This is a genomic window from Arminella tubonensis (assembly GCF_003240585.1).
GTDB lineage: Bacteria > Pseudomonadota > Alphaproteobacteria > Rhizobiales > Rhizobiaceae > Rhizobium > Rhizobium tubonense.
The window spans coordinates 23,256-45,688 of record NZ_PCDP01000084.1 but is presented as its reverse complement, the minus strand read 5'-3'; the positions used below and the strand labels follow the sequence as shown (position 1 = coordinate 45,688).

Below are 22,433 nucleotides of genomic sequence, written 5' to 3'. Positions count from 1 at the left end.
TCACTTCACCAGATCGCAGCCGCTCTTGGCCGGATCGATATAAGCTTCCTTGCCCGGGATCGTCGCGAGGACGTTGAAGTAATCCCATGGCTCCTTGCTTTCGGCGGGCTTTTTCACCTGAAGCAGATACATGTCGTGGATCATCCGTCCGTTCGCGCCGACAGTGCCCCCACGTCCGAAGACGTCATCGACCGGCATGGAATGCAGTTCCTTGGCAACGGCTTCCGTATCGTCCGTGCCGGCCTTCTGGACGGCCTTGAGATACTGTGTCACGGCGGAATAGGTGCCGGCGTGGATCATGTTCGGCATCTTGCCGGTACGCTCGAAGAAACGCTTGCCGAACTTGCGGCTTTCGTCGTCACGGTTCCAGTAATAGCCTTCCGTCAGCGTCAGGCCTTGCGCAGCTTCAAGGCCGAGGCCGTGAACTTCGGCAAGCGTGAACAGCAGCGCTGCCAGGTGCTGGCCACCCTGGGTGATGCCAAATTCGGCCGCCTGCTTGATGGCATTCGCGGTGTCGAGGCCCGCATTCGCAAGTCCGATCACCTTGGCGCCCGATGACTGGGCCTGTAACAGGAAGGAGGAGAAGTCCTGGGTGGACAGCGGATGGCGGACCGAGCCGACCACCGTGCCGCCACTCGACTTGACGAAATCGCTCGTCTGCTGCTCCAGCGAATAGCCGAAAGCGTAATCGGCGGTGAGGAAGAACCAGGTGTCGCCGCCCTGTTTGACCAACGCGCCGCCGGTGCCGACAGCCAGGGCATGCGTGTCATAGGCCCAGTGAAAGCCGTAGGGCGAACATGCCTTGCCGGTGAGATCGGTGGTGGCGGCGCCAGTCACGATATCGATCTTCTTCTTTTCCTTGGCAACTGCCTGAACGGCCAATGCCACCGAGGAGGTCGTCAGTTCCATGATCGCATCGACCTGCTGGGTGTCATACCACTGACGTGCGATGTTCGAGGCAATATCCGGCTTGTTCTGATGGTCAGCGTCGACGATCTCTATCGGTACACCCAGAACCTTGCCGCCGAAATCCTCAGCTGCCATCTTCGCGGCCTCGACTGAAGACTTGCCACCAAAATCGGCATAGACACCAGACTGATCGTTCAGGATGCCAATCTTCACCTTGCCGTCGGATGCACCGTCGGCGAATGCGACCGTGCTGCTTGCAAGCAGGAATGCCAGGGACGCGATGAGTTTGTTTCGCATATTTTCTCCTCCCAGAGATCAGCCAGATTGCGGGGTCTCTTCGAATTTGGCCGGCAGCCCTCCTCAAGGCAACCAACGCAGCCCTTACGATCACGGAAATCCCGCGTTGAAGCAAGGGTCGTTCACAACTAATTCAAACTTGTGGCTCGGCATAACCTGCTGACACGAGCGAGCTGCTGTAAATCTCTCGGCAAATTCGGATTTTCGCCTGGCAAGCGCAGGCGCGCACTCGCACGGTAATGTTGCACGACCGTTGCGCACGCCACCAGGTCGATCATTTCGCTGCGCGACCAGCCATCCTCGACTGAAACGGCGTCAATATATTAAACTCTAGTCCGTCGAGCCTCCCGGCACTGGCGGCTTGGCGGCTCTGGACGTGCTCTGCAACGTATTGGCCTTGGCTTTCGACGCCTTGCTGACCTTCAGCGCGCGGCTGGCAGCTTTTGCCTGCTCCAGCATCATCTCTATTTGAATCTGCTGGATCTCGGTCAACCGCTCCCACTGGCGATTGAGAAGATGATCGACCTTTTCATGGAGGTGGCGGATTTCCAGTTCGGCTTTCAGGTTGACCTTATAGTCGTTGAGGGCGCGCAACCGATCCTTTGCTTCCTGCCGCCGCTGGCTCATCATGATGATCGGCGCCTGCAGAGCGGCAATGGTCGAAAGGATCAGGTTCAACAGTATGAACGGATAGACATCGAAAGCCGCCGTCGTGCCCAAGGCAAGGTTGATACCCATCCATACCGCCAGGAAAAGGCAGAAGGATATGATGAAGGTCCAGCTGCCGCCGAACGAGGCGACGATGTCGGCCATGCGGTCGCCGATCGACCGGTGATCTTCGTAGTCCTCTTCGATATTCTCGGCCAGGGTGTCATGCGTCTTCAGGCTTTCGACAACTTCGTCCTCGAGATTTGAAAGCTCGCCGCGCTCGTCCCTCAGCAATTCGGCGATATATTGCCCGCGATAGTCGTCCATTGCCTTTCTGCTTATGTAGTCGTCGGAGCGAATTCCCGGGTGTTTTTGACGCATGAACTCCGCCAGAGCCGGGCGCAGATCGTCGAAATGCACCGCGTCCTTCTTCTTGAGGACTGCGCCTGTAATTGCATCGACCAGTTTGACAGACTTGGCTTTTGCTTGGGCAAGGCTCTTTGTGTAGTCATGCATCTCAACGGTTGCGGCTTCGCCTTCGCCCGCATCAAAATCGACTATCCCCTCCGCCGAATCAAATGTCTTCGCGCCTGTCATTGAAGAATCCCCTTTTTGTGGTTCCCGCTCGTCTAGCCAATGATCAGAACAGGAATATGACAGTTTATCGACAGCGGAGATCGGCTTTGTGACGGCCGCAGCCACGTTGCTACCCGCTTGACCGCCGAAGGCCGGTTCGTCCGAGTGCCTAGCTGCCCCATTCCTGGAAACCCGTCGGATTGTTACAAACCAGAGAATATTCCGGCAACCTTTTGGGCAACATCATGCTGCATTGCAATATGCGTCTTTCATTAGACAAATTCACCGGCTAGCCTAGGCGGGCGTCGGTCGAGTCTTTCAGCCATTGGCATCGGACGGCGCTGAAATATATCAATTGCTCAAGCGATGATGCGAGACATCCGATGAGCACGTGAAGATTGTGATATGGAGTAGGTGATTGCTGGCATCCGAAGCGGACGAAATCGTCTTTGAACATCTGAGCGAGAACCGTTCGCGGGCGGCACTGAGGGGGGCATTCTGGTCGGCTCTCGACACTCTGATACCGACCGCACTCAACAGCCTGGTTTTCATTGTCACGTCGCGATTTCTGCAGCCGCAGGATTTTGGTCTCGTTGCGCTTGCCTTCAGTATAGTGAGTTTTGCCGCCGGGCTTGGGCCGACCGCTTTCGGTGAAGCGCTGATCCAGCAGAAGTCGATCAGGCGAAGTCATCTCGATACCGTTTTCTGGCTGTCATTTGTTTCGGCTGCCCTTCTCTACGGCGGGCTGTTCGCAGCCTCCCCCTGGCTGGCGCATTCATTGGGGCACGACGAGATCGTCGGCCTCTTGATGATCATCGGACTGAAGATCTTCTTCGACATGATGATCATCGTTCCAAACGCATTGATCGGCAGGACAATGTCCTTCCACCTTGCCGCGGCGCGCACTGCCATTTCCACCTTCGTTTCAGCCACGATATGTCTGTCTCTAATTTTAGCCGGCTTCGGCTTGTGGGCACTGGCGATCGCGCAGATCGCTGCACCGGCCGCGGCCTGCGTTGCCGCTTTCTGGGGCGCTCGATGGCTGCCCGGATTCCGGATCAAGCTTAGCAGCCTTCGCGAGTTGCTCCACTACGGCATATTCGCTTCCGGGAATCGATTCCTGCAGACCATGAGCCTTGACCAGCTGATCATCGGCACCCTGGTCAGTCCCGCAGCACTCGGCATCTATAATTTTGCCAAGCGTCTGTTCGAAATGATCAACAACGTCGTCGCTGGCGGATTGACTTCGGTCACTCACGTGCTCCTCTCCTCGCTGCAGCACGATCAAAACAAGGTCCGCGAAGCCTTTCTCATGGCAACGTTCGGCTGCTCGCTCATTTCTTTTCCGGCCTTCATGGGTCTGGCCGCGGTGGCGGACGACGCCATCCCACTGATATTCGGATCTCATTGGGCCGCCGCAATATGGCCGGTTCGCTGCTTCTGCGTCATCGGATTGATGAGCGGAATAGGTGTCGTTCAGGCATCCCTGATCACGAGCCAGGGCCGATCCGACTGGTGGTTCTACTACCAGCTTGCCCGCAACATTGTGACCATCCTCACCGTGTTTCTGCTCTATAAATATGGCGTCACGACCATTGTCTTCGCGCTGATGCTCGAGGTGCTGCTGATGTGGCCGATAACGCTGTGGATGGTTTCCCGGCTCATCGGATTGAGCATCGGCGACTATTTCGTCCAGTTCCTGAAACCGACGGCAGCCTATCTCGGCATGCTTGCCGCTGTTCTGGCAACGTCGGCGGCGTTGCACGACTGGCTGCCCGCCGGACGACTGGTTGTCGAAATCCTGGTCGGCGCGATCGTGTACTCAGGCCTGATATTCGGTCTCTGCAGGGAGAGAATCCTCTTCCTGGTGCGCACGACCCTGCAAGGTCGGCGAACGAAGACGCAGTAGTGCCGTTCATCTATTCCGCGATTGCGGTTCTGGTCATAAATAAAGAGGAACTACAATGACGCTGGTCACGTTCATCATCCCCGTCCGACACCAGGAAAATTCGAACGACTGGTCCTCGCTGAAGGACAGGCTGTCGCAAACGGTGGCTTCGATCGCCGGGCAGACGAATAGCGACTGGCGCGCCGTCATCGTCGCAAACGAAGGTGCCGATCTTCCCGATCTGCCGGCGCAGTTTTCGGTCGCGAGGGTTACCTTTCCGCCGAACCAGCTTCACGACCTGGACGGTGCAGATCGCGAAAAAGTCTACGACGCGTTTCGATTGGACAAAGGCCGTCGCGTGCTGAGCGGGATGCTTTCGGCCCGCGATACGCGTTTTTTCATGATTGTCGACGACGACGACTTCGTCAGTGCAAATATCGTTGCCTTTGCAGCCACGCATCCCGATGCGAACGGCTGGAAGATCGACAAGGGTTACCTCTGGAACGAAGGCGGCCGCTTGCTCTTGCATCACAATGATTTTGCGAATTTCTGTGGCACATCGCTGATCGTGCGCTCGGACCTCTACCATCTCCCTGCAACCTTCGAGGATGCCGATATCGACTTTGTAAAGTCGATGCTCGGCAGCCACATCCGCATTGGCAAAGCGCTGGCCGACGCCGGCAATCCGCTGGCAGCGCTACCCTTTCGCGGCGCGATATATCGGGTCGGGCATAGCGGCGCGCACAGCAAATCCTCGAACTTGATCAGCACATATTTTCTGAACATGTCGGTTCTGCGTCGCCCCAGGGAGCTTCTGCGCAATCTCTTGCGGGTGCGCACGCTCGATCGCAGCCTGCGAAACGAGTTCTTCGGCGTGCGGGCAAATGGATAGAGCCAGACCCGGAACGCCAAACCGAGGCCCTGGAACTATTCGGACAGTTAGCGGAGGCACTGCGATGAGAAGCCAAGCCATCCATCCCCTTAGCGGCGCTTCGACCAATGGCAGCTGACGAGACAAGGCATCGGTACGCGTCGCTGGATGCAATGCGCGGCCTGGCCGCGTTTGCGGTCGTCGTGTACCATCTCCAGAGGCCCTATGCTCCGTCGGCCTACATTGCGGTCGACTTCTTTTTCGTCCTCAGCGGATTTGTAATCGCCAGAGCCTATGGCGAAAAGCTTGCGAGCGGCATGTCTGTAGCCGAATTCATGAAAGCCCGCTATCTGCGCCTTTATCCCCTGTTTCTCCTCGGCAGTCTCTACGGCCTCGTTCAACTGCTGGCACATTGGCAATCTTCGGGCGTGGGTGCCGCAGATTTGCTTGCAAGCATGGTATCCACCTTGTTCATGTTGCCGTCGCCCAGCTTCCTGACGAGATCGGCGACAGATCTGTGGCCGCTTTACCCGCTGAACGGCCCGGCCTGGTCGCTGTTCTGGGAATTGACCGCAAATCTCGTCTTTGCGATTACCCTCTTCAAGCTGCAAACACGGAGCCTCGTGGTCGTCGCTGTCCTCTCCTTGGTAGTGCTGGTTGCATCGGTCTTTGTGCACAAGACGCTTGATCTTGGCTGGGAATGGCGATCCATCGATGGCGGCCTCGCCCGCGTCTTTTTCTCTTTCACCCTGGGTATGATCATTTACAGGCTCCGAAGCGTCCATAAAATCGGGCGGACCGTCAGCACCTATTTCGCCATCATTCCGATCGCCGCAATTTGCGCAATGCTGCTCCTGCCCACCTATTCGCTGAAATTCGCCCTGCTCTTTTGCATTCTAATCTCTCCCCTCATCGTCTTCGCGGGCACAATGCTTGAAGTACCGCCGAGATTTCAGCGGGTCTGCATTTTTCTCGGCTATCTCTCCTATCCGATCTACATGTGTCATCGCGGCTTTACCGAGGCCTATGCCTACATTCTTCGCGATGTTCAGCTTCCGCCGCTTGTCTATATCCTTCTGTTCATCGCCTTGATTTCCGGGATTTCTTTCGTCTCCGCGCAGGTCGCTACCGTCCTCACGAGATTTGCGTTGTCGTTGAGCGGCGCAACTAAGAAGGCAAGCGCCAACGCCGGTGGCTCATGACAGCTTGGCTCCCACACCGAGCCCTCTCAGAAATTTTTCCTGTGGTGACGAATAGCGCGAATTGGAAGGACGCCGGAGCAGCTTGTCACGAGAATGACACGGCCCCCGCCTGAACAGATGGTCCACGCTGCTCAGGCCTTCGCCCTGGTCCATCGGCATCAGCCCGCAGGCGTCGGTTCCCCGAGCGACAGCATCAGCCGATTGGCCCAGTTGAAGAACGCAGCACCATGGACGACGTCGGCGATTTCCAGATCGTCCAGTCCCTCGGCGCGCAAGCGCTCGATCTCGGCCGCACCAAAGGCCGAGGGCGTGGCTGTGAGCGCTACCGATGCGGCGACGATGGCATTCCAGCGACTGCCGAGATCGGCATCCGTCCCCTGATCGAGAAGCCGTTGGACATCGTCCTGCCGCTTGGAGTGATGCGATGCGAAGCGTGCATGGACGGAGGCACAGAAGATGCAGCCGTTGGACCGGGACGCGGCGGCGGCGGACAGTTCGCGGTCGGCGCGCGGCAGCCCCGACTTGGTGTTGTAGAAGATATCCTTGTCGGTCTTTGTCCGCGCCTCAAGAATGTCCGGATCTCGGGCAAGCAGCATGAAATAGGTCGACTTTGAGCGAGAGGCATCGACGAGGCCGGCCCAATGCCGTTCGGTCAGATCCTTCTCCTCCAGAGGCGCGAGCCATGGCGTCCAGCCGATTTCGGCCTGCGTGAACGCATTCGGGCGATTGTCGACGTCGGCATGGATGATCGTCTCGGTCATGATGAATATCTCCTATTCGGCTGCATTTGCTGCGGACTGGGGCTTTGCCCCAGACCCGGCAGCAGCGAGTGCGCTCAGGCCAACAACGACACGGATCTGGAACGCCAGGAAGGCGACGATCTGCGACAGGGTGACGATCGCCGTCGTGCTCCAGCCGGCATCCAGGAGTTTTTGCAGGGCCGCTGGGCTTGCCTCACGTGGCCGGAAGACCAGCAGGTGGCTGTGTTCCAGGACCGCGGTTAGCTTCTTGCCGAGAATGACGGCATTGAATTCGGAAATGCTGAATGCCGCACCTGGCTTGTCCTCGACGGAAAGCGGCCCGCTCGGAAAGCGTCCATAAGGGCCTTGCGTGCTTCCCTTCTCGACCTCCGCGTTGACCGCGCCGATAAGCGATGCGCCGCCTGGGATTTCAGCGAGGCCTGAAGCGTAGAATTCCGCGACTTGATCGGCGCGGTGTAGTCCGGCGACGAAGGCGGCAACCGCTAGACGCTCGGTCTGTGTAACGTCGCCCTGCTCGACCGGTTCGAAAAGCGCGAGGTAGCTCTTCTGGGCATTGGCACGCGTTTCAGGTCGCTCCGAGCGAATGTGATCGACTTTCGACCCAGCTTTTATCCCGGCCAGAAGATTGATGATGTCAGGTGTGATTGACGACATGGGAATTGCCTTTCGTTGTTGGTGGGAGCGATCAGGCGTTGGCCGCATCCAGACGCTCGATCTGCCGGTCCGTCTGTCCGCTCCAGCCGAGCGCAGGTGCAACTTCCGTCGCGATCAGTTCGAGCGAGCGCAGGATGTATGCGTGTGGCGGATCGACGGAGTGAACCTGGAAGACGAGATCGGTGACGCGCGACAGCGCAGCATCAGCCCGCAACGACACGATGACGTCGGCTGGCGTACCGACATGTACGTCAAACGCCTTGATCAATTCCGCCGTCGTCCTGCCTGATATGGTATGGCCGCTGGCGACAAATCGATCGACGCTTCGCTGCAGGCCAAGTTCGGCCAGATGCAGCGCTTCTTTTCGGTCGTCGGCAACAAACAGACTGCGTGAACCGAGAATGCGCGGCGTACGGCCCGGAGGCAGGGCCGCGAGATAGGCGTCGATGATCGGGTTCTGCAGATCCCAAAGATCGACATTCGGCGCTTCAGAGGGGCGTGGCTGGGTGCGCGACAACATCAGGCCGTCGCCATCACGCCCTGCCCTCAGCCCACCGTCCACAGAGAATGTCGCCTGCCAGACGCGATCGGCGAGATCGGGGGCATCAGGATAAAGGCGGTTGCCGCCGGCCAGTTCGCCTCCATTCCAGGCATTGCGGATGGTGGCGAGATGCCTGGCATAGACCGGTCCGCGCGCGGTGCTCTCCAGGCCGAAAGGCAGAAAGGCTTGGGGGGTGCCGCCGGTCCCGAATCCGACTTCCAGCCGCCTTCCGGACAGCAGATCGAGAACGGCGGTGTCTTCGGCCACCCGGACGGGATTTTCCATCGGCAGCGTAATGACCCCGGTACCGAGGCGAATACGGGACGTGCGGGCGGCGATATCGGCCAGAAGAACGAGCGGCGCCGGCAACCCTCCTTCCTCACCGTTGAAGTGGTGCTGCGCCAGCCAGGCGCTGTCGAACCCGAATTTTTCCGCATGGATGATCTGCTCGCCGACCAGGCGATAGCGCGTCTGGGCGTCCGCCTGATCGAGGACGCGGCTGAAGAAGCCGAGCCGCTTCGGTTGTGAATAAGTAGTCATGGAATTATCCTGCACTTGTGAGAGCACTGTGCGTCAGCGTCTGATATCGCTTACCGGGAATCGCATCGAGAAGTTCGCGCGTATAGGCGCTTTGCGGGCTACCGAAGACCTGCTCGACCGACCCGCCATCGACCAGTTTGCCATTGTTGAGCACCGATACCGTATCGGCAATCTGCCGGACGACGGAGAGATCGTGCGACACGAAAAGATAGGTGAGACCCAGGTCCTGTTGCAACTGAGCCAACAGCGCCAGAATCTGTGCCTGTACGGTAACGTCGAGCGCCGAGACCGCCTCGTCGAGGACCAGGATCCGTGGATCGAGGACCAGCGCCCGGGCAATGGCGACGCGTTGACGCTGGCCGCCGGACAGCGCCTGCGGCCGTCGCTGCAGGACATCGTTGGGCAGGCCGACCTTTTCGATCATCGCGCTGACCTTCTCGAGGCGCTCGGCCTTCGAAGTCCGATCGAAGTTCAAAAGCGGCTCCTCGACGATCCGGCGTACCGTCTGATGCGGATCAAGCGATCCGAAGGGGTTCTGGTAGACAAGCTGAATTTTCCGGCGAAACAGCCGAAGCGTTTCCCCCTTGAGTGACGCCAGATCGAGCCCGTCTATCGAGATCTTGCCCCGTGTCGCACGCTGGAAACCGGCGATGGCGCGAATGGTCGTGGTCTTCCCGGAACCGGATTCCCCGACGATCGCATGCGTGGTGCCGGTTCGGACGCGGAACGAGATGTCGTCTACCGCACGAAAACCCGCTCCGCTGCTTTGCCCAAAATCCTGGATGAGATTTTCGACCACGATGATGTCCGGCGATGGATCGCCTGAGGCATTCGCGGCAATTGCAGCCACCGGCGCCGGCTTGGCATTCAACGATGGCGCGTCGGACAAGAGCTGGCGCGTATAGCTGCTTTGCGGGCGGCGCAAGATCTCAGTCGTCCGGCCCTGTTCCTGGACGCAGCCATTTTGCAGCACGATTAATCTGTCAGATCGGTCGGCAGCGACCCCGAGGTCATGGGTGACAAGCAGCACCGCTGTACCCGATTCCTGGCGCAACAGATCGATCAGCTCGAGGATATGGCGCTGCACAGTCACGTCCAGAGCGCTGGTCGGTTCGTCGGCAATGATCAGCGAAGGTTTCAGAGCGATGGCGATGGCGATCAGCACCCGCTGCTTCATGCCACCCGAAAGTTCGTGGGGATATTGCTCGGCGCGAAGTTTCGGCTGATGGAGCCCGACGCGGTGCAGGAGATCGATGGCGATCGCGTGGGCCTGCGCGCCCGATGCCCTCCCGTGGATGGTCAAGATTTCCGCGACCTGCCGACCGATCGTCTTGACCGGATTGAGCGAATTGCCCGGGTCCTGAGGAATGAGGCTGACGACGGACCCGCGGATACCGTTCAATCGTTTTTGCGGCCAGCGGGCGATATCCTGGCCATTGAGGCGGACGCTGCCGCTTTCAAGACGGCCATTTTCCGGCAGCAGCCCGATGATCGCCTGCGCCGTCGAGCTCTTGCCGGAACCGGATTCTCCAACGAGAGCCACGACTTCGCCAGCCGCAACCGTGAAGTCGATGCCGTGCACGGCGGTCCGCCAACCATTGCGGTCTTCATAGCCGACGGTCAGCCCGGAAACCTCGAGCGCCGGCACAGCGGTGGTGGAAAGTGTCTGGACGATGGTCAAATCCGCGCCCTCCCGACCGCCTGGCTGACGCGATTGACCGACAGAACCACGAGCACGACGACAACCCCGGGAGCTGCGGTCAGCCACCACGCCGTCGCGATGTAGTTCCGTCCCTCGGCGATCAGCAGCCCCCACTCCGGCGTTGGCGGCGGTGCGCCAAAGCCGAGGAAGCCAAGGGTAGCAAGCTGGAGGATCGCCCAGCCGATCTGCAGTGCGGTGAAGCCGATGACGGAGGTCAGGGAATTTGGCAGGATATGGCGCCAGAGCACCCGCAAGAATGTGCCCCCGCTTCCAAATGCGGCCTCGACATAATCGCTGCGGCGGACGGTGACGACTTCGGAACGCACTAGCCGCGCGAAACTCGCGATCGAGGTGACGCCGACAGCGATTGCCGCATTTCCGGTGCCGAATCCGAGCAGTGCGATGACGCTCAGCGACAACAACAGCGCAGGTATGGAAAGCAGCACATCGATGAAGCGGATGATGGCTGCATCGAGCCAACCACCGAGCGAGCCGGCGAAGATGCCGAGCGTCGTGCCGACCACAAGCCCGATTGCGACGGCTGCGAGGGCGCCTGAAAGCGAATGGATGGCCCCGTAGACGATCCGGCCATAGAGATCGCGGCCAAGCGAGTCCGTACCCAGCAGATGCAGTGCGCTCGGCGCTTTGAGCTGCTGGCCCGGCAGGCCGGCAAACGGATCATAGACCGTGAACAGTCCGGGTGCGACCGCCCAAAGAGAAACGACGGTGAGAACAATAATGCTGAGGACGAGACCCGGTTGAATGCGCCGTAGCCGCCGTCGCGAGATCGGTTGCTTGTGAGCGCTTGCAAGACCGGGTCGAACGGGCGATTCGATGTCAGTTGTTTTGAGCTCGCGCTCGCTCGCGTTGAGAACGCTCATCGGACGCCCCCTACAGCAACCTTCAGCCTTGGGTCGAAGACCGGATAGAGAAGATCGACGATAAGATTGATGGTCACGAAGGCTGCGGCGGAAATGACCACGATGGCCTGCAGCACGGCGACATCCTCGCTGTTGACGGCCTGCTCCGTAAGCCCGCCGATGCCGTTCAGCCCGAACACCGTTTCGGTGACCACGGCGCCAGCGAGAAGCTCGCCGAAGAGCACGCCAGCCACGGTCATCACGGGCAGCGCGGCGTTCTTGGCGACATGCCGCCAAAGGACCCAGGCATGCGACGCGCCCTTGGCGCGCGCCACCGAGACAAACGGCCGCGTCAGCACCTCATCAATATTGCGCAACAGAATTTGCGCCATCGGCGCCGAGATCGGCACTGCCAGCGTCAGCACGGGCAGTATCAGGCCCTGCCACGGTCCAGGGTTGATCACCGGGACGAGCCGGAACCGGAATGAGAACAGCTGAATGAGCATGATGCCGAGCCAGAAGGCCGGGACAGAGACGAACAGTGCCGGGACGGACTGGACAACGGCCCGCAATCTACCGAAGCCGGAGAGGTTGGATAAAATAGCGATGACGACGGCGAGGATTGCGGCCGTGAGAAAGCCAAGTCCGGCAAGCCATAGGGTCGCCGGCAGATTGGTGGCGATCTGTGCGCTGACCGGAACGCCTGCCTTCAGCGAATAGCCGAAATCACCTGTCAGGAATTTGCCTATAGCGTGGATATATTGCTGCACGATCGATCCGTCTGCAGCATAGGCGGCACGGATTTCCGCGAGCTGCTCAGGGCTAAGGCCGTAATCCGGATTTTGGAATTTGATCAGCACGGCATCGCCGGGCATGGCCTGCAGCAACACGAATGAAATCGTGAAAGCGGCCCAAAGTACCAGCGCCGCCTGTCCCACTCTCGATACTATATATCTTGTCATAACATGCCTCATCAGCCGCTGGCTGGCCCGGCAAACGGCCGGGCCAAGTCGTGCTTTCAGTGCTCGGCAAGCCAGGTGTCGTAGAAGCTTGGGCGACCGACGCCTTCAAAGGTAATGCCATGAACATATGGCGCACCGGCAAAGACTTGCGGCTCTTCGAAGATCGGGATGACATAGGCCTGATCCAGGAGATATTCCTGTGCCGCCTTCGAGGCTGCGACACGCTGGGCGCTATCGGTTCCTGACGCGACACTCTCCAGGATGCCGTTCAGCTTCGCGTCGGTGAAGGTTGCCTTGGCATTGAGGCCGCCCTTCTGCAGCAGCGCGTCGCGGTTCAGCGGGTAGAACTGGCTTTTGATCACATCGGGATCGGCGCGCCCAACTTCGGCGACCACAAGCGGCGTCTTTTCCGGGTTGACTGTATCAATGACGATATTGCCTGAAGTACCGGCAAGCACCTGCAGCTTGACGCCGATCTTCGCCCACTGTTGCGCCACGAGTTGCAGGACGGCCTTGTTCTGCGGCTGCGGCAGGGACTCGTAGACGGCCAGCGACAGCGACTTTCCATCTTTCTGGCGGATGCCGTCGGCGCCCTTTGTCCAACCCGCCTCGTCGAGGAGCTTCGCCGCGAGGTCGGGATCATAGGCCAGCCTTGCCGAAAGATCCTCATAGCCGGCCGCTGCCGACGAAATCACCGTGGTGGCGCGCGGATAATTGGCCGAGAACAGCGTGTCGACGATTTCTTTGTTGTTCGTCGCATGCAGCAGAGCCTGGCGCACCTTGACGTCCGCAACCAGCGGATTTTCGGGCCGGAAAGCGATGCTGTCGTTTACACCACGCGTCGGCGCTGCATAGATCGGGAATTTCTGGTCACTGACCTGCTTTTCGTCGTAGGCCTGCAGCTGTCGTATGAAATCTGCCTGACCCGATAGAAGGCCCCCGATACGCACGCTGTCTTCGCCGGTGATTATGTACTTGATGCCGTCAAGATAGGCGCGACCTTGATGGGTCAGCTTCTGCGGCCCCCATTTGTAGTCATCGCGAGCCTTGAGCGACAGATCCTTGCCGAGCGTTTCGCTCGCGACGACGAAAGGACCGGAGCCGATTATCTTGGTGGCGTCGCCGAGCTGCTCGAATGGTAGCCCCAGGGTCTTCAGCGACACGAGACCGGAGCCGATCACAGATGTCCCCTGCAAAAAGCCGGGCGACGGCTTCTTGAAGAGGAATTTTACCGTCTGGGCATCGATGACTTCGCTGTGGTCATAATTGTTGATGACCTCGGAAACCGGCTGCTTCAGATCCTTGTTGCCGCGTCCGAATGTGTCGTAGTTCTTAGCAACAGCATTGGCGTCCAGCGGTGTTCCGTCAGAGAACGTCACGCCTTCTCGGAGCTTGAAAACGTATTCCGTCGCGTCTGCGTTTACCGTCCACGAGTCTGCAATCCAGGGCTCGATCTCCAGCGTCTTCGGATTCTGATAAGTCAGCTTGTCGGTGATCTGATTGAGAATGCCGCCGTTCGGGTAGAAGCCGCCGGCGGGCGGATAAAGATTGGTATGCGACTGCTGCTCAAGATAGATCAGCGTGCCCCCCTGCACGGGCTTTGCAGCATCTTCGGCGAAAACAGAGGAGGTTAGCAGTGATATCGCGCCGATGAATGTCGCGGCCTTGAAAGTAACTTGATTGCGCATTGTGAGCCCTTGATGTGGTGTTCCCCAAGGGTACGGCATGCCGCATTAGACACAATATTCTCTATTGAATTAGTGTTCTATTTTAACGGCGCAACTCAAAACGTTGGACGCGCCAAGCATGCATTCTCAGCAACTTAACTCCAAACCCAAATCGCAACTCTCACTGGACCATCCAGGGAACTAGAAATGCCGAGCCGGCCTGTGCATTGAAGATTCGTGGTGCCCCTCACCCGCCGGGCTTTTGGAACTTCAGGATGAAGCGGTCACTTTCGCCGATGGCCTCATATTTCGCGCGGTCCTGGGAGCCAAGCTTATAGGTCGGCGGCAAAGTCCAGACTCCGCCCGGATAGTCCTTGGTGTCCTTCGGATTGGCGTTGACCCCCGAACTGCCGATGAATTTGAAGTCGGCGGCCTCCGCAAAGGCAATGGCGACATCCTGGTGGACAAAGTCTTCGTAGAGACTGCGCAACGGCGAGCCGGGCTGCGCAGTCTCTGGAGTTCGTTCACGATCAGTGCGCAACCACCTGGCAACCATAGCCACGTGATCCCGATTGTCGCTCATCCGCTCCGGTTGCGGCTTTTACTTCTGAATGCAGGTGTCAACGGTATCTTTCGTGCATTCGTCGAGCCCGGTGAAGACCGGATCTTCAACCGGTTTGCCAGCGATCAGGTCCAGCATCACAGACGGCGCCTTGTAGCCCATCTCGAACGGCCGCTGACCGACAAGTGCCGTGACCAAGCCTTCCCTGGCAATCGCCACTTCGTCGCCGATCGTGTCAGCAGCGCCAATGACGAACGCGTTGCTGGCGATCTTGTCTGCTATCGGCTTGAACAGGTCTCGATAGGGTTGCGGTGCGCCGAACAGCGGCCAGCCGCCCATGATTCCGAATGCATCGAGAGTGGGATTTGCGGCGAGGATGTCGGTCATCGCCTGCACGCCCTTGGCGCCATCGTCATTGGTGAAGACGGGGCAACCGGCTACTTCCGTCCAGCCTCCTTCTCCCTTCAGTTGAGCCAAGCCCTTTTGGCCGGTAAGCGTATCGCGCATGCCCTGAGCGCGGCGCAGGATGTTGTCGGCGCCTGGATTGCCTTCGATCGTGCAAATCTTGCCGCCGTTCGGCTTGGCCTTCTTGATATAATCGCCAATACGGGCACCCATCAGGTAGTTGTCAGTTCCAAGATAGGTCTTTCGCAATGCTGAGTCTTCCGCAGCAAGATCGGCGTCGACTGTCATAACCGGCACTTTCGTATTGGCGGTCTTGAGCGTCTGGGCGATCAGTTTCGCATTCGACGGCGAGATGGCGATCGCCGCCGTGTCCGGCTTGCCGAGTATGTCCTGCACGATCTGCGCTTCGCCGGCCTCATCCGAGGTCGATGCCGGACCTGTGTAGAAGCACTCATATTCGGCGTCCGGGTTCTCCTTGTTCCACTTCTGGCAACCCTGGTTGATAGCTTCGAAGAATGGGTTGTCGAGACCTTTCACCACGATGACGAGTTGCTTCTTTGCCAAAGCCTGCCCGGCTGTCAGGCCCAGTACTGCGACTGCAAGCAATAATGCCTTCTTCATAGGTTCCTCCCTTTGGTACAGGCGGACGCGATGTGGCCGCCACACGATCAACCCGGATACCAGACGATGCGAGGGTCATTCTGCGAGCGCTCGTATCGCCAGGCCGAGTCAATGAGCATTTCGAGATCGTAGCGAGGACGCCAGTTCAGCAGGTATTTGGCCTTGCTGTTATCCATCCAGCTCGAATGGTACCGGCTTGCTATGTCGATGGAGGCAAGACCACGGGTGCGGGCCAGATAGGCAGCGACCTCACCATAGTCCACGGGCCGATCCATACAGACATTAAAGAGCTGTCCACTTGCGTGCGGATTATCGAGAGCGGCCAGCATCGCCGTCACCAGGTCGTCCACATGCACGAAATTGCGTTTCAGGGGACGCCCGTCCGCATCGCGCAGCAGTGGCACGGTTCCATCCTGAGCATAGCGCTTGGCGTCGGGTTCCGGAACCAGCGTCTTCCAGTCGGGGCCTCCGAAGACGTCCGCCCCAAACGAGAGTGAATGCTTGAAGTCGTCCTTTGCCATGATCCAGGGCGCGCGCAGGCAGCAGCCATTGATGCCGTGCTGGATGCAGACCTGTTCCAGCATCACTTCCTCCAGAACCTTGGAAAGCGCATAACACCCCGGATATGCCCGGTGCGGCGTGGCTTCGGTGATCGGACTGTCATGGCGATAGTAGAAATGGCCGATCGCGGCATCGCCGCCGATCAGGATGAACTGGCGCGCCGTGCTCGTCACGCGAAAGGCTTCGAGGAGCCAGAATAGTCCCTTGACGGCAACATCCATGACATCGCCGGGGGTCTCCTTGCATGTGGCAAGATGCACCACATGGGTAACGCCGGCGAGCGCTGCCGATACATTCTTTTGATCGGCGATCGAGCCACGCGTGACCTCGACCCGATCGGTCTCCTCAAGCAAACGATTATGGCACAGCGCGCGGATGCGCACTTCAGAAAATCGCGGATCGTCAAGCAGCCCAGCGATGAAGTGCTGCCCGACCTTGCCCGTTGCACCGGTGACAAGGATCAGCATGCTCTTCCTCCCACCACAGCTAATATCCATGCGCTTCCGACGTCAACTTCTATTCGTCATACTATAAGGATTTTCGCGGGGAGCAGGCGGATTTGGCAGACATCCGATTGACGGTTTCACGCGGTTTTGCGTAAATGTGCCTGTCGCTTTTTGGGGAGGAAGTCGGAAAGCGAACTCGCAGAGCCTGTCCGGAACGAAATGCAGTTCGGAACGGCAGCGAGCGCGCAGATTCCGGGAGGCTAGAAGGCTCGTGGCAGTTCTCGAGCTCGCCAATATATCCAAACATTTCGGCGCCATCCAGGCGGTCAACGATGTCTCATTCTCCCTTGACGCGGGACAGGTGGTCGGCCTGATGGGAGACAACGGCGCCGGCAAGTCGACGCTGGTGAAGATGATTGCCGGAAATTTCAAACCAAGCCACGGGACAATGCGGCTCGACAATTCCGAGATCGTGCTCCATCGGCCCTTGGAAGCACGTCAGCACGGGATAGAGATCGTCCATCAGGACCTGGCGCTCTGCGACAATCTCACAGCGGCGGCAAACGTCTTTCTTGGACGCGAAATTCGCCGCGGCTTCGGGCCGCTGCGCATTCTCGACTACAGGACGATGTACCGGCGTGCCGGCGAAATCTTCAAGGAGCTGAAATCTGAGACGCGAGCTCGCGACCTTGTCAAGCAGATGTCGGGCGGTCAACGCCAGGCGGTGGCGATTGCGCGCACGATGCTTTCAGAAGCCAAGATCGTATTGATGGATGAGCCGACGGCGGCCATTTCGGTTCGCCAGGTGGCGGAGGTCTTGAACCTGATCCGACAATTGCGCGACCGCGGCATCGCCGTCATCTTGATCAGCCACCGCATGCCGGACGTCTTTTCGGTTGCCGACCGGGTGATCGTCATGCGGCGCGGCAGGAAGGTTGCGGACAAGCAGATCGCCATGAGTTCGCCGGAGGAGGTCACGGGGCTTATCACCGGGGCCATCGAACAGGTATGATCAACGCTGCATGTCGGCGTGAGGAGAAATAGGTCGACGATGGCAATCACCCTGGAGCAGACGATCGAGCACAAGCCGCGTGGCGCCCTCGCCGTGATCCTCGGCAGCCAGACCTTCTGGGTGCTGATTGCCGTGATACTTGCCTGCATTTTCCTGTCGTTCGCGACGGATTCCTTCGCGACGCCGAGGAACCTCTACAATATCACCCGCAACGTAACCTTCGTGGCGATCATTGCGCTTGGCATGACGCTCGTCATCATCACCGGCGGCATCGACCTGTCGGTCGGCTCGGTCTTGTGCCTTTGCAGCATGATCCTCGCTGTTGTCATGCACGCCGGCTACAGCATCGAGATCGGCATTGCGGCTGCGATCGGAACAGCGCTCGCAGTCGGCGCCTTCAACGGTCTTCTGATCGCCTATCTCGGCTTTCCACCTTTCGTGGTCACGCTCGGCATGCTGTCGATTGCGCGCAGCCTGGCGATGGTAGCGTCCAACAACACGGTCGTGTTCCAGTTCGGACCGGACCACGAAAAGCTCCTTGCGCTTGGGGGCGGCGCGTGGGTCTTCGGCATCGCCAATCCAGTGCTCTACATGATCATACTGGCGCTCCTTGCCGGCTTCGTCCTGCGCTGGACCCGGTTCGGCCGCTACCTCTTTGCAATCGGCGGCAACGAACACGCGGCAACACTGACCGGCGTCCCCGTCAAGAAGATCAAGGTCCTCGTCTATATGATCTCGGCCTTATCGGCGGGAATAGCGGGAATTATCCAGACAGGATGGCTCGGTGCCGTAACGACCAACATAGGTGCCGGGATGGAGCTCCAGGTGATCGCAGCCGCGGTGATCGGCGGCGCCAATCTGACCGGTGGAACCGGCACGGCCTTCGGCGCACTCGTCGGCGCGGCGCTGATCGAGGTGATCCGCAACAGCCTCGGGCTACTCGGCATCAATGCCTTCTGGCAGGGCGCATTCATAGGCGGCGCCACCATCCTCGCCGTCCTGTTCGACCGGATCCGAAACTTCCGGCAGAGCGAATAAAATTCAATGGATAGAGGACGTTCACGCCTACGCCCTTCGTATTGCTGACCGCCTAGTTTGCCCGCCGGGAGACGCCAATGCGGTGGTCATCGATGTCTTCCCGTCACGTCGGGTCGTTCGAAACGAACCTGGTGAAAGACCACTGCTGATCGATGATGCACGTGCACTCGCTTGCCGACGAGAGCGCCGCCCCCTATCAATCGGACAGCATCCACACAGATGAAGGGTTGGTAATGAAGGAGCTTCACGAGCTAGTCGATTGGATCATCGACAAGGGCATTTGTAGCAACAGCATCGAAGAAATCCTCCTCGGCGTGAGCAAACGGCTAGTGGAACTCGGCTATCCGCTTTTACGCACGTCGATTTTAATGCCCACCATCGATCCTGCACAACGCGGGTTCTCTGTGTCGTGGTCATCAATCGAAGGTGTTTCAACCGAAATACAAGCTCACGGAAGCGCTGGACAGGAGTTGTTCGAACGGTCTCCCATTTTCCATTTGCTTTCGAACGACCTCCTGTTTGCCCGGTGGAAGCTGTCAGCGGGCGAAGGTACGCACTCCTATCCGCTTCTTTCCGAATTGCTGGAGCAAGGCGCAACCGAGTACGCACTGAAATTAACTTCGTTTCCCGGCGAGACAGTCTTGAAGGGCGTGGGTTTTTCGATGGCGGTTGACGGCCCTCTGGGGCTTTCAGAAGAACAGATCGACGACCTGGATACGTTTTTGCCCGCGTTGGCTCTTGCATGTTACCGCATTGCTGCGACCAGGATCTCCACAGAAATGCTGGCCGTCTACACAGGTCCGCGGACGAGCGGAAGGATATTGAGCGGGCAGACCGCGCGCGGCGAAGGCACTGCGATTTACGCGGCAATTCTCCTTGCCGATCTCAAGAATTTTACGTCATTGAGCGAGGCTTATGAGGCGAGCCGGATCGTGGCGTGGCTCAACGAGCATTTCGAGGCAATTGGTGGTGCAGTCGAAGCAAATGGCGGCGAGATCTTGAAGTTTATGGGAGACAGCGTGCTTGCAATTTTCCCGGCTGACATCGATATGCCGGCAACCGCGTGCCGAAAGGCCCTGGCAGCGGCGAAAATTGCACATGCGGCTAATGATGATCTCAATCGGAAGCGATTGGCAGCAGGCGACCCGGAGATCTTAGTCGATATCGTTTTACACGTGGGTGAAATCTTCTACGGAAACGTCGGGTCGTCTCGACGCCTCGATTTCACAGCCATTGGAAAGGCCGTCAACGAAGCAGCCCGGATCGAGAGATTGTGCGACGAGGTAGGGCGAAATCTTTTGGTTTCAGCGAGCTTCGCCGACCACTTTGAGACCGAATTCGAAAGAGTAGGGACGTTCACTCTGCGAGGCGTCACCGCAGCTGCCGATGTATACGGACTATCGGCAGATTCCCGACGGGAGCCAGATATGTGAACGCGTCCGACCAGAATGTCTTGTTGCGCACAGCGAGGACGCACAATGAAGTCACGCTGCCGACACGTCCCTAGGCCCCACCTTTCGACGTCCTAGAAAGGGGAAAGAAGGCATCAACATCTTCACCGACCGCCCTCGAAGCGCATACCTGTCGATCGAAGACGTGCCGAAAGGCGACGACTAATGTTTGCTGTGACAGGTTGCGCGGTCACCCGACTGCGGTAGAGGGGGTGTATCGGCGGTAGAGCGTGATGCTCCGATATCGTTTTCTCGGGCCGGCGACAGACCAGATTTCCGCCCATTGATCCGGGCCACGGACGATAAATCGCCCATGGTAGCTGTCATCGCCGCAAGAATGCGAGACGCTCTGGGATGGTTGGCAGGTGAGACGGACGAAATGCGAACCATCCGGAAAGAGAACGGAGGCGAAATCGTCTTCCATGTTCAGCCTGTAGTGTCGGCGAGAGTCGAGCCGGTTGCCTGCCACCTGAAACTGGCCATGCTCTTCGAATGCATGCTCGGTGATGATGGCATTGCCAATGAAGGTCAACGCACCGCCGCCGCGATAGTCAATAACCTTCCGGCGAACCGACCAGCTCCCGATCAGAATTTTCGGGCTCGCCAAGTCACTGGACATGGCAGCTGCCAATGACGGAGCATGTTGCGCGAAATGATGCTCAGTCATCCCAGGAGGAGGCCGAGACATATGTGGCTGCGAGCGCCTCGATGCCTTCCCGATCCGCCGCATCGAACCTGCCAGGGGATGGACTGTCGAGATCGATGACGCCGAACACTTGGCCATCGCGAAACAGCGGCACGACCAGCTCGGAACGCGATGCTGCGTCACAAGCGATGTGACCCGGAAACGCATGGACATCTTCCACGACGATTGATTGGGCTTTTTCGACCGCCGCTCCGCAAACACCGCACCCCACCGCTATGCGGACACAGGCGGGCTTGCCCTGAAACGGGCCCAGCAGAAGCTCGTCTTCCGTGTGAAGGAAATAGAAGCCTGCCCAATTGAGATCCGGCAGCATCTGAAAAATCAGCGCCGATGTGTTGGCTGCATTCGCCACCGGATCGCTTTCTCCTGACAGGAGCGCGTGCAGTTGGGAGCCGAGCTCATGATAGAACTCCGGCTTGCTGCCAGTGATCGCCTTAGCCTCGAACATGCTCGTCTCCTTCGGTATTGCAGTCGCACCGTCCCGATAGCATGAGATGCCGACGGTGTTAACTGCGATCAACAACGTGGCCGTCCGCACGATAAGACCTGCAGACTCCCAGGCCTATGAATCAGCTGTATGATACCAAAGAGGTGTGTGGTGCGATCCAAGGTAAGTTCGCTCGCCTCTGCGCTCAAGAATAGAGGGGGAAGCGATGGTCCGTGAAAATGAAATCCGAAAAAATGAGGTCGCCATCGAGCCACCGCCAACAACGGATGCCGGCCTCGTTTTCATCGGCCGCATCTCGACGCCCTGGACATCACGCTTGCAGACGCCACGTCAAGGTCGGCACGACGGTCCGATCTGCAGAATAGAGATTTTCGAGCCGTGGGCATTGGCGTTGAGAGGCGTCGAGGCCCTCGAGCAGCTGGAAATTCTCTATTGGCTCGATCGCTCGCGTGGTGATCTGGTGCTGCAAAGCCCTGCTAGCAACGGTACGGTGCACGGCACCTTCTCCTTGCGATCTCCCGTTCGGCCAAACCCGATCGGCACTTCGATTGTCAAGTTGGAAGCCATCGAGGGCGCGATGCTGCTCGTGCGCGGGCTTGATTGTCTCGACGGCACGCCGCTCATCGATATCAAGCCCGACCGGACCCTGTTCAAGCCGATCGCGCCACCTCAACCGGGTGACTCCCAGACCGGCGACGAAGGCACGGCTCACTATTGTCAGAAGGTCTGACAATATTCAGTCGACGGCGACCATCACGTCGGAGGCTTTGATCACCGCATAGGCCGATCCGCCGACGGCGAGTCCGAGTTCTTCGACAGCCTGATTGGTGATCGACGCCGTAACGACGGCACCGTTGCCGATATCAATGCGCACATGGGATGTTGTCGCACCCTTGGTCACCTCGACGATTTTGCCCTTGATCTGATTACGTGCACTTATTTTCATCGGATCTCCCCTGGGCGTTGCAGCTGCTTGAAATATGCCCGAGCCTGATTGCTTTCAATGCAGCATTGCCACAAGCCGCCGACCAGAACAATCGCCACGAGACGGAGTTACAGACGCAGGCCGATAGCGTCCGGGGACGCGACTGCCATGACTGGGCCT

At 58.8% G+C, this 22,433-nt stretch carries 22 protein-coding genes; 7 read left to right on the top strand and 15 right to left on the bottom strand.

Annotated elements, in window-relative coordinates:
• Complete coding sequence (locus tag CPY51_RS32095; RefSeq protein ID WP_111164410.1) at positions 1-1,206, bottom strand: ABC transporter substrate-binding protein; 1,206 nt, start codon at positions 1,204-1,206, stop codon at positions 1-3.
• 330 nt (positions 1,207-1,536) lie between these two features.
• Complete coding sequence (locus CPY51_RS32090; protein WP_111164409.1) at positions 1,537-2,451, bottom strand: DUF1003 domain-containing protein; 915 nt, start codon at positions 2,449-2,451, stop codon at positions 1,537-1,539.
• Between the two features lie 397 nt (positions 2,452-2,848).
• On the opposite strand from CPY51_RS32090, the gene CPY51_RS32085 reads away from it, so the two are divergent.
• The 3 genes from CPY51_RS32085 to CPY51_RS32075 all read left to right on the top strand — a co-directional run bounded on the left by CPY51_RS32085 (position 2,849) and on the right by CPY51_RS32075 (position 6,391).
• Positions 2,849-4,339, top strand: a complete 1,491-nt coding sequence (locus tag CPY51_RS32085) for a lipopolysaccharide biosynthesis protein (protein ID WP_111164408.1) — start codon at positions 2,849-2,851, stop codon at positions 4,337-4,339.
• A 55-nt stretch (positions 4,340-4,394) separates the two neighbouring features.
• The gene (locus CPY51_RS32080; protein WP_111164407.1) at positions 4,395-5,210 is read left to right on the top strand and encodes a galactosyl transferase; all 816 of its coding nucleotides are present in this window, start codon (positions 4,395-4,397) and stop codon (positions 5,208-5,210) included.
• 107 nt (positions 5,211-5,317) lie between these two features.
• A complete protein-coding gene (locus CPY51_RS32075; protein WP_111164406.1) occupies positions 5,318-6,391 on the top strand; it encodes an acyltransferase family protein in 1,074 nt (357 codons plus the stop codon).
• A gap of 158 nt (positions 6,392-6,549) precedes the next feature.
• Here CPY51_RS32075 and CPY51_RS32070 read toward each other — a convergent pair whose 3' ends face one another.
• The 10 genes from CPY51_RS32070 to CPY51_RS32025 all read right to left on the bottom strand — a co-directional run bounded on the left by CPY51_RS32070 (position 6,550) and on the right by CPY51_RS32025 (position 16,694).
• Positions 6,550-7,152 (bottom strand): alkylhydroperoxidase domain protein, encoded by a 603-nt coding sequence (locus tag CPY51_RS32070; RefSeq protein ID WP_111164405.1) that lies wholly within the window; start codon positions 7,150-7,152, stop codon positions 6,550-6,552.
• 12 nt (positions 7,153-7,164) lie between these two features.
• The gene (locus CPY51_RS32065; protein ID WP_111164404.1) at positions 7,165-7,806 is read right to left on the bottom strand and encodes a CMD domain protein; all 642 of its coding nucleotides are present in this window, start codon (positions 7,804-7,806) and stop codon (positions 7,165-7,167) included.
• Positions 7,807-7,837: 31 nt separating this feature from the next.
• Complete coding sequence (locus CPY51_RS32060) at positions 7,838-8,887, bottom strand: putative FMN-dependent luciferase-like monooxygenase (RefSeq protein ID WP_111164403.1); 1,050 nt, start codon at positions 8,885-8,887, stop codon at positions 7,838-7,840.
• Positions 8,888-8,891: 4 nt separating this feature from the next.
• The gene (locus CPY51_RS32055; RefSeq protein ID WP_111164402.1) at positions 8,892-10,568 is read right to left on the bottom strand and encodes a dipeptide ABC transporter ATP-binding protein; all 1,677 of its coding nucleotides are present in this window, start codon (positions 10,566-10,568) and stop codon (positions 8,892-8,894) included.
• The gene (locus CPY51_RS32050; RefSeq protein WP_111164401.1) at positions 10,565-11,470 is read right to left on the bottom strand and encodes an ABC transporter permease; all 906 of its coding nucleotides are present in this window, start codon (positions 11,468-11,470) and stop codon (positions 10,565-10,567) included. Before CPY51_RS32050 ends, CPY51_RS32055 begins: the two co-directional genes overlap by 4 nt.
• On the bottom strand, positions 11,467-12,411 hold the full coding sequence (locus CPY51_RS32045) for an ABC transporter permease (RefSeq protein WP_111164400.1): 945 nt from the start codon (positions 12,409-12,411) through the stop codon (positions 11,467-11,469). Before CPY51_RS32045 ends, CPY51_RS32050 begins: the two co-directional genes overlap by 4 nt.
• Before the next feature lie 56 nt (positions 12,412-12,467).
• Positions 12,468-14,099, bottom strand: a complete 1,632-nt coding sequence (locus CPY51_RS32040; RefSeq protein ID WP_111164399.1) for a TIGR04028 family ABC transporter substrate-binding protein — start codon at positions 14,097-14,099, stop codon at positions 12,468-12,470.
• A 226-nt stretch (positions 14,100-14,325) separates the two neighbouring features.
• Entirely contained in the window at positions 14,326-14,661 is a 336-nt protein-coding gene (locus CPY51_RS33030) for a hypothetical protein (RefSeq protein WP_206607276.1), read from the bottom strand.
• An 18-nt stretch (positions 14,662-14,679) separates the two neighbouring features.
• On the bottom strand, positions 14,680-15,666 hold the full coding sequence (locus CPY51_RS32030; protein WP_111164398.1) for a substrate-binding domain-containing protein: 987 nt from the start codon (positions 15,664-15,666) through the stop codon (positions 14,680-14,682).
• 47 nt (positions 15,667-15,713) lie between these two features.
• The gene (locus tag CPY51_RS32025; protein ID WP_111164397.1) at positions 15,714-16,694 is read right to left on the bottom strand and encodes an NAD-dependent epimerase/dehydratase family protein; all 981 of its coding nucleotides are present in this window, start codon (positions 16,692-16,694) and stop codon (positions 15,714-15,716) included.
• Between the two features lie 184 nt (positions 16,695-16,878).
• Between CPY51_RS32025 and CPY51_RS32020 the strand changes: the two genes are divergently transcribed.
• From CPY51_RS32020 to CPY51_RS32010, 3 genes are all read left to right on the top strand, one after another.
• Positions 16,879-17,685: an ATP-binding cassette domain-containing protein gene (locus CPY51_RS32020; RefSeq protein WP_195909677.1), complete on the top strand. Its 807-nt coding sequence runs from the start codon at positions 16,879-16,881 to the stop codon at positions 17,683-17,685.
• Between the two features lie 39 nt (positions 17,686-17,724).
• The gene (locus CPY51_RS32015) at positions 17,725-18,723 is read left to right on the top strand and encodes an ABC transporter permease (protein ID WP_111164395.1); all 999 of its coding nucleotides are present in this window, start codon (positions 17,725-17,727) and stop codon (positions 18,721-18,723) included.
• 152 nt (positions 18,724-18,875) lie between these two features.
• The gene (locus tag CPY51_RS32010) at positions 18,876-20,156 is read left to right on the top strand and encodes an adenylate/guanylate cyclase domain-containing protein (RefSeq protein WP_244598855.1); all 1,281 of its coding nucleotides are present in this window, start codon (positions 18,876-18,878) and stop codon (positions 20,154-20,156) included.
• Positions 20,157-20,364: 208 nt separating this feature from the next.
• Here the strand turns inward: CPY51_RS32010 and CPY51_RS32005 are convergent, their stop codons facing one another.
• On the bottom strand, positions 20,365-20,793 hold the full coding sequence (locus CPY51_RS32005; protein WP_111164394.1) for a DUF6314 family protein: 429 nt from the start codon (positions 20,791-20,793) through the stop codon (positions 20,365-20,367).
• Between the two features lie 40 nt (positions 20,794-20,833).
• Positions 20,834-21,328, bottom strand: coding sequence for a GAF domain-containing protein (locus tag CPY51_RS32000; RefSeq protein ID WP_111164393.1), 495 nt, complete (start codon positions 21,326-21,328; stop codon positions 20,834-20,836).
• 205 nt (positions 21,329-21,533) lie between these two features.
• Here CPY51_RS32000 and tsaA point away from each other — a divergent pair, with 205 nt between their 5' ends.
• Positions 21,534-22,058, top strand: coding sequence for a tRNA (N6-threonylcarbamoyladenosine(37)-N6)-methyltransferase TrmO (gene tsaA / locus CPY51_RS31995; RefSeq protein WP_111164392.1), 525 nt, complete (start codon positions 21,534-21,536; stop codon positions 22,056-22,058).
• Positions 22,059-22,064: 6 nt separating this feature from the next.
• On the opposite strand, the gene CPY51_RS31990 is transcribed toward tsaA, so the two are convergent.
• Entirely contained in the window at positions 22,065-22,274 is a 210-nt protein-coding gene (locus CPY51_RS31990) for a TOBE domain-containing protein (RefSeq protein WP_111164391.1), read from the bottom strand.
• Between the last annotated feature and the right edge of the window lie 159 nt (positions 22,275-22,433).

Excerpts from the sequence above, each read along its gene's own strand:
- CPY51_RS32095 (WP_111164410.1), bottom strand. The coding sequence starts at position 1,206 with ATGCGAAACAAACTCATCGCGTCCCTGGCATTCCTGCTTGCAAGCAGC.
- CPY51_RS32090 (WP_111164409.1), bottom strand. The coding sequence starts at position 2,451 with ATGACAGGCGCGAAGACATTTGATTCGGCGGAGGGGATAGTCGATTTT.
- CPY51_RS32080 (WP_111164407.1), top strand. The coding sequence starts at position 4,395 with ATGACGCTGGTCACGTTCATCATCCCCGTCCGACACCAGGAAAATTCG.
- CPY51_RS32075 (WP_111164406.1), top strand. The coding sequence starts at position 5,318 with ATGGCAGCTGACGAGACAAGGCATCGGTACGCGTCGCTGGATGCAATG.
- CPY51_RS32070 (WP_111164405.1), bottom strand. The coding sequence starts at position 7,152 with ATGACCGAGACGATCATCCATGCCGACGTCGACAATCGCCCGAATGCG.
- CPY51_RS32065 (WP_111164404.1), bottom strand. The coding sequence starts at position 7,806 with ATGTCGTCAATCACACCTGACATCATCAATCTTCTGGCCGGGATAAAA.
- CPY51_RS32060 (WP_111164403.1), bottom strand. The coding sequence starts at position 8,887 with ATGACTACTTATTCACAACCGAAGCGGCTCGGCTTCTTCAGCCGCGTC.
- CPY51_RS32050 (WP_111164401.1), bottom strand. The coding sequence starts at position 11,470 with ATGAGCGTTCTCAACGCGAGCGAGCGCGAGCTCAAAACAACTGACATC.
- CPY51_RS32045 (WP_111164400.1), bottom strand. The coding sequence starts at position 12,411 with ATGACAAGATATATAGTATCGAGAGTGGGACAGGCGGCGCTGGTACTT.
- CPY51_RS32040 (WP_111164399.1), bottom strand. The coding sequence starts at position 14,099 with ATGCGCAATCAAGTTACTTTCAAGGCCGCGACATTCATCGGCGCGATA.
- CPY51_RS33030 (WP_206607276.1), bottom strand. The coding sequence starts at position 14,661 with ATGAGCGACAATCGGGATCACGTGGCTATGGTTGCCAGGTGGTTGCGC.
- CPY51_RS32030 (WP_111164398.1), bottom strand. The coding sequence starts at position 15,666 with ATGAAGAAGGCATTATTGCTTGCAGTCGCAGTACTGGGCCTGACAGCC.
- CPY51_RS32025 (WP_111164397.1), bottom strand. The coding sequence starts at position 16,694 with ATGCTGATCCTTGTCACCGGTGCAACGGGCAAGGTCGGGCAGCACTTC.
- CPY51_RS32015 (WP_111164395.1), top strand. The coding sequence starts at position 17,725 with ATGGCAATCACCCTGGAGCAGACGATCGAGCACAAGCCGCGTGGCGCC.
- CPY51_RS32010 (WP_244598855.1), top strand. The coding sequence starts at position 18,876 with ATGATGCACGTGCACTCGCTTGCCGACGAGAGCGCCGCCCCCTATCAA.
- CPY51_RS32005 (WP_111164394.1), bottom strand. The coding sequence starts at position 20,793 with ATGTCCAGTGACTTGGCGAGCCCGAAAATTCTGATCGGGAGCTGGTCG.
- CPY51_RS32000 (WP_111164393.1), bottom strand. The coding sequence starts at position 21,328 with ATGTTCGAGGCTAAGGCGATCACTGGCAGCAAGCCGGAGTTCTATCAT.
- tsaA (WP_111164392.1), top strand. The coding sequence starts at position 21,534 with ATGGTCCGTGAAAATGAAATCCGAAAAAATGAGGTCGCCATCGAGCCA.
- CPY51_RS31990 (WP_111164391.1), bottom strand. The coding sequence starts at position 22,274 with ATGAAAATAAGTGCACGTAATCAGATCAAGGGCAAAATCGTCGAGGTG.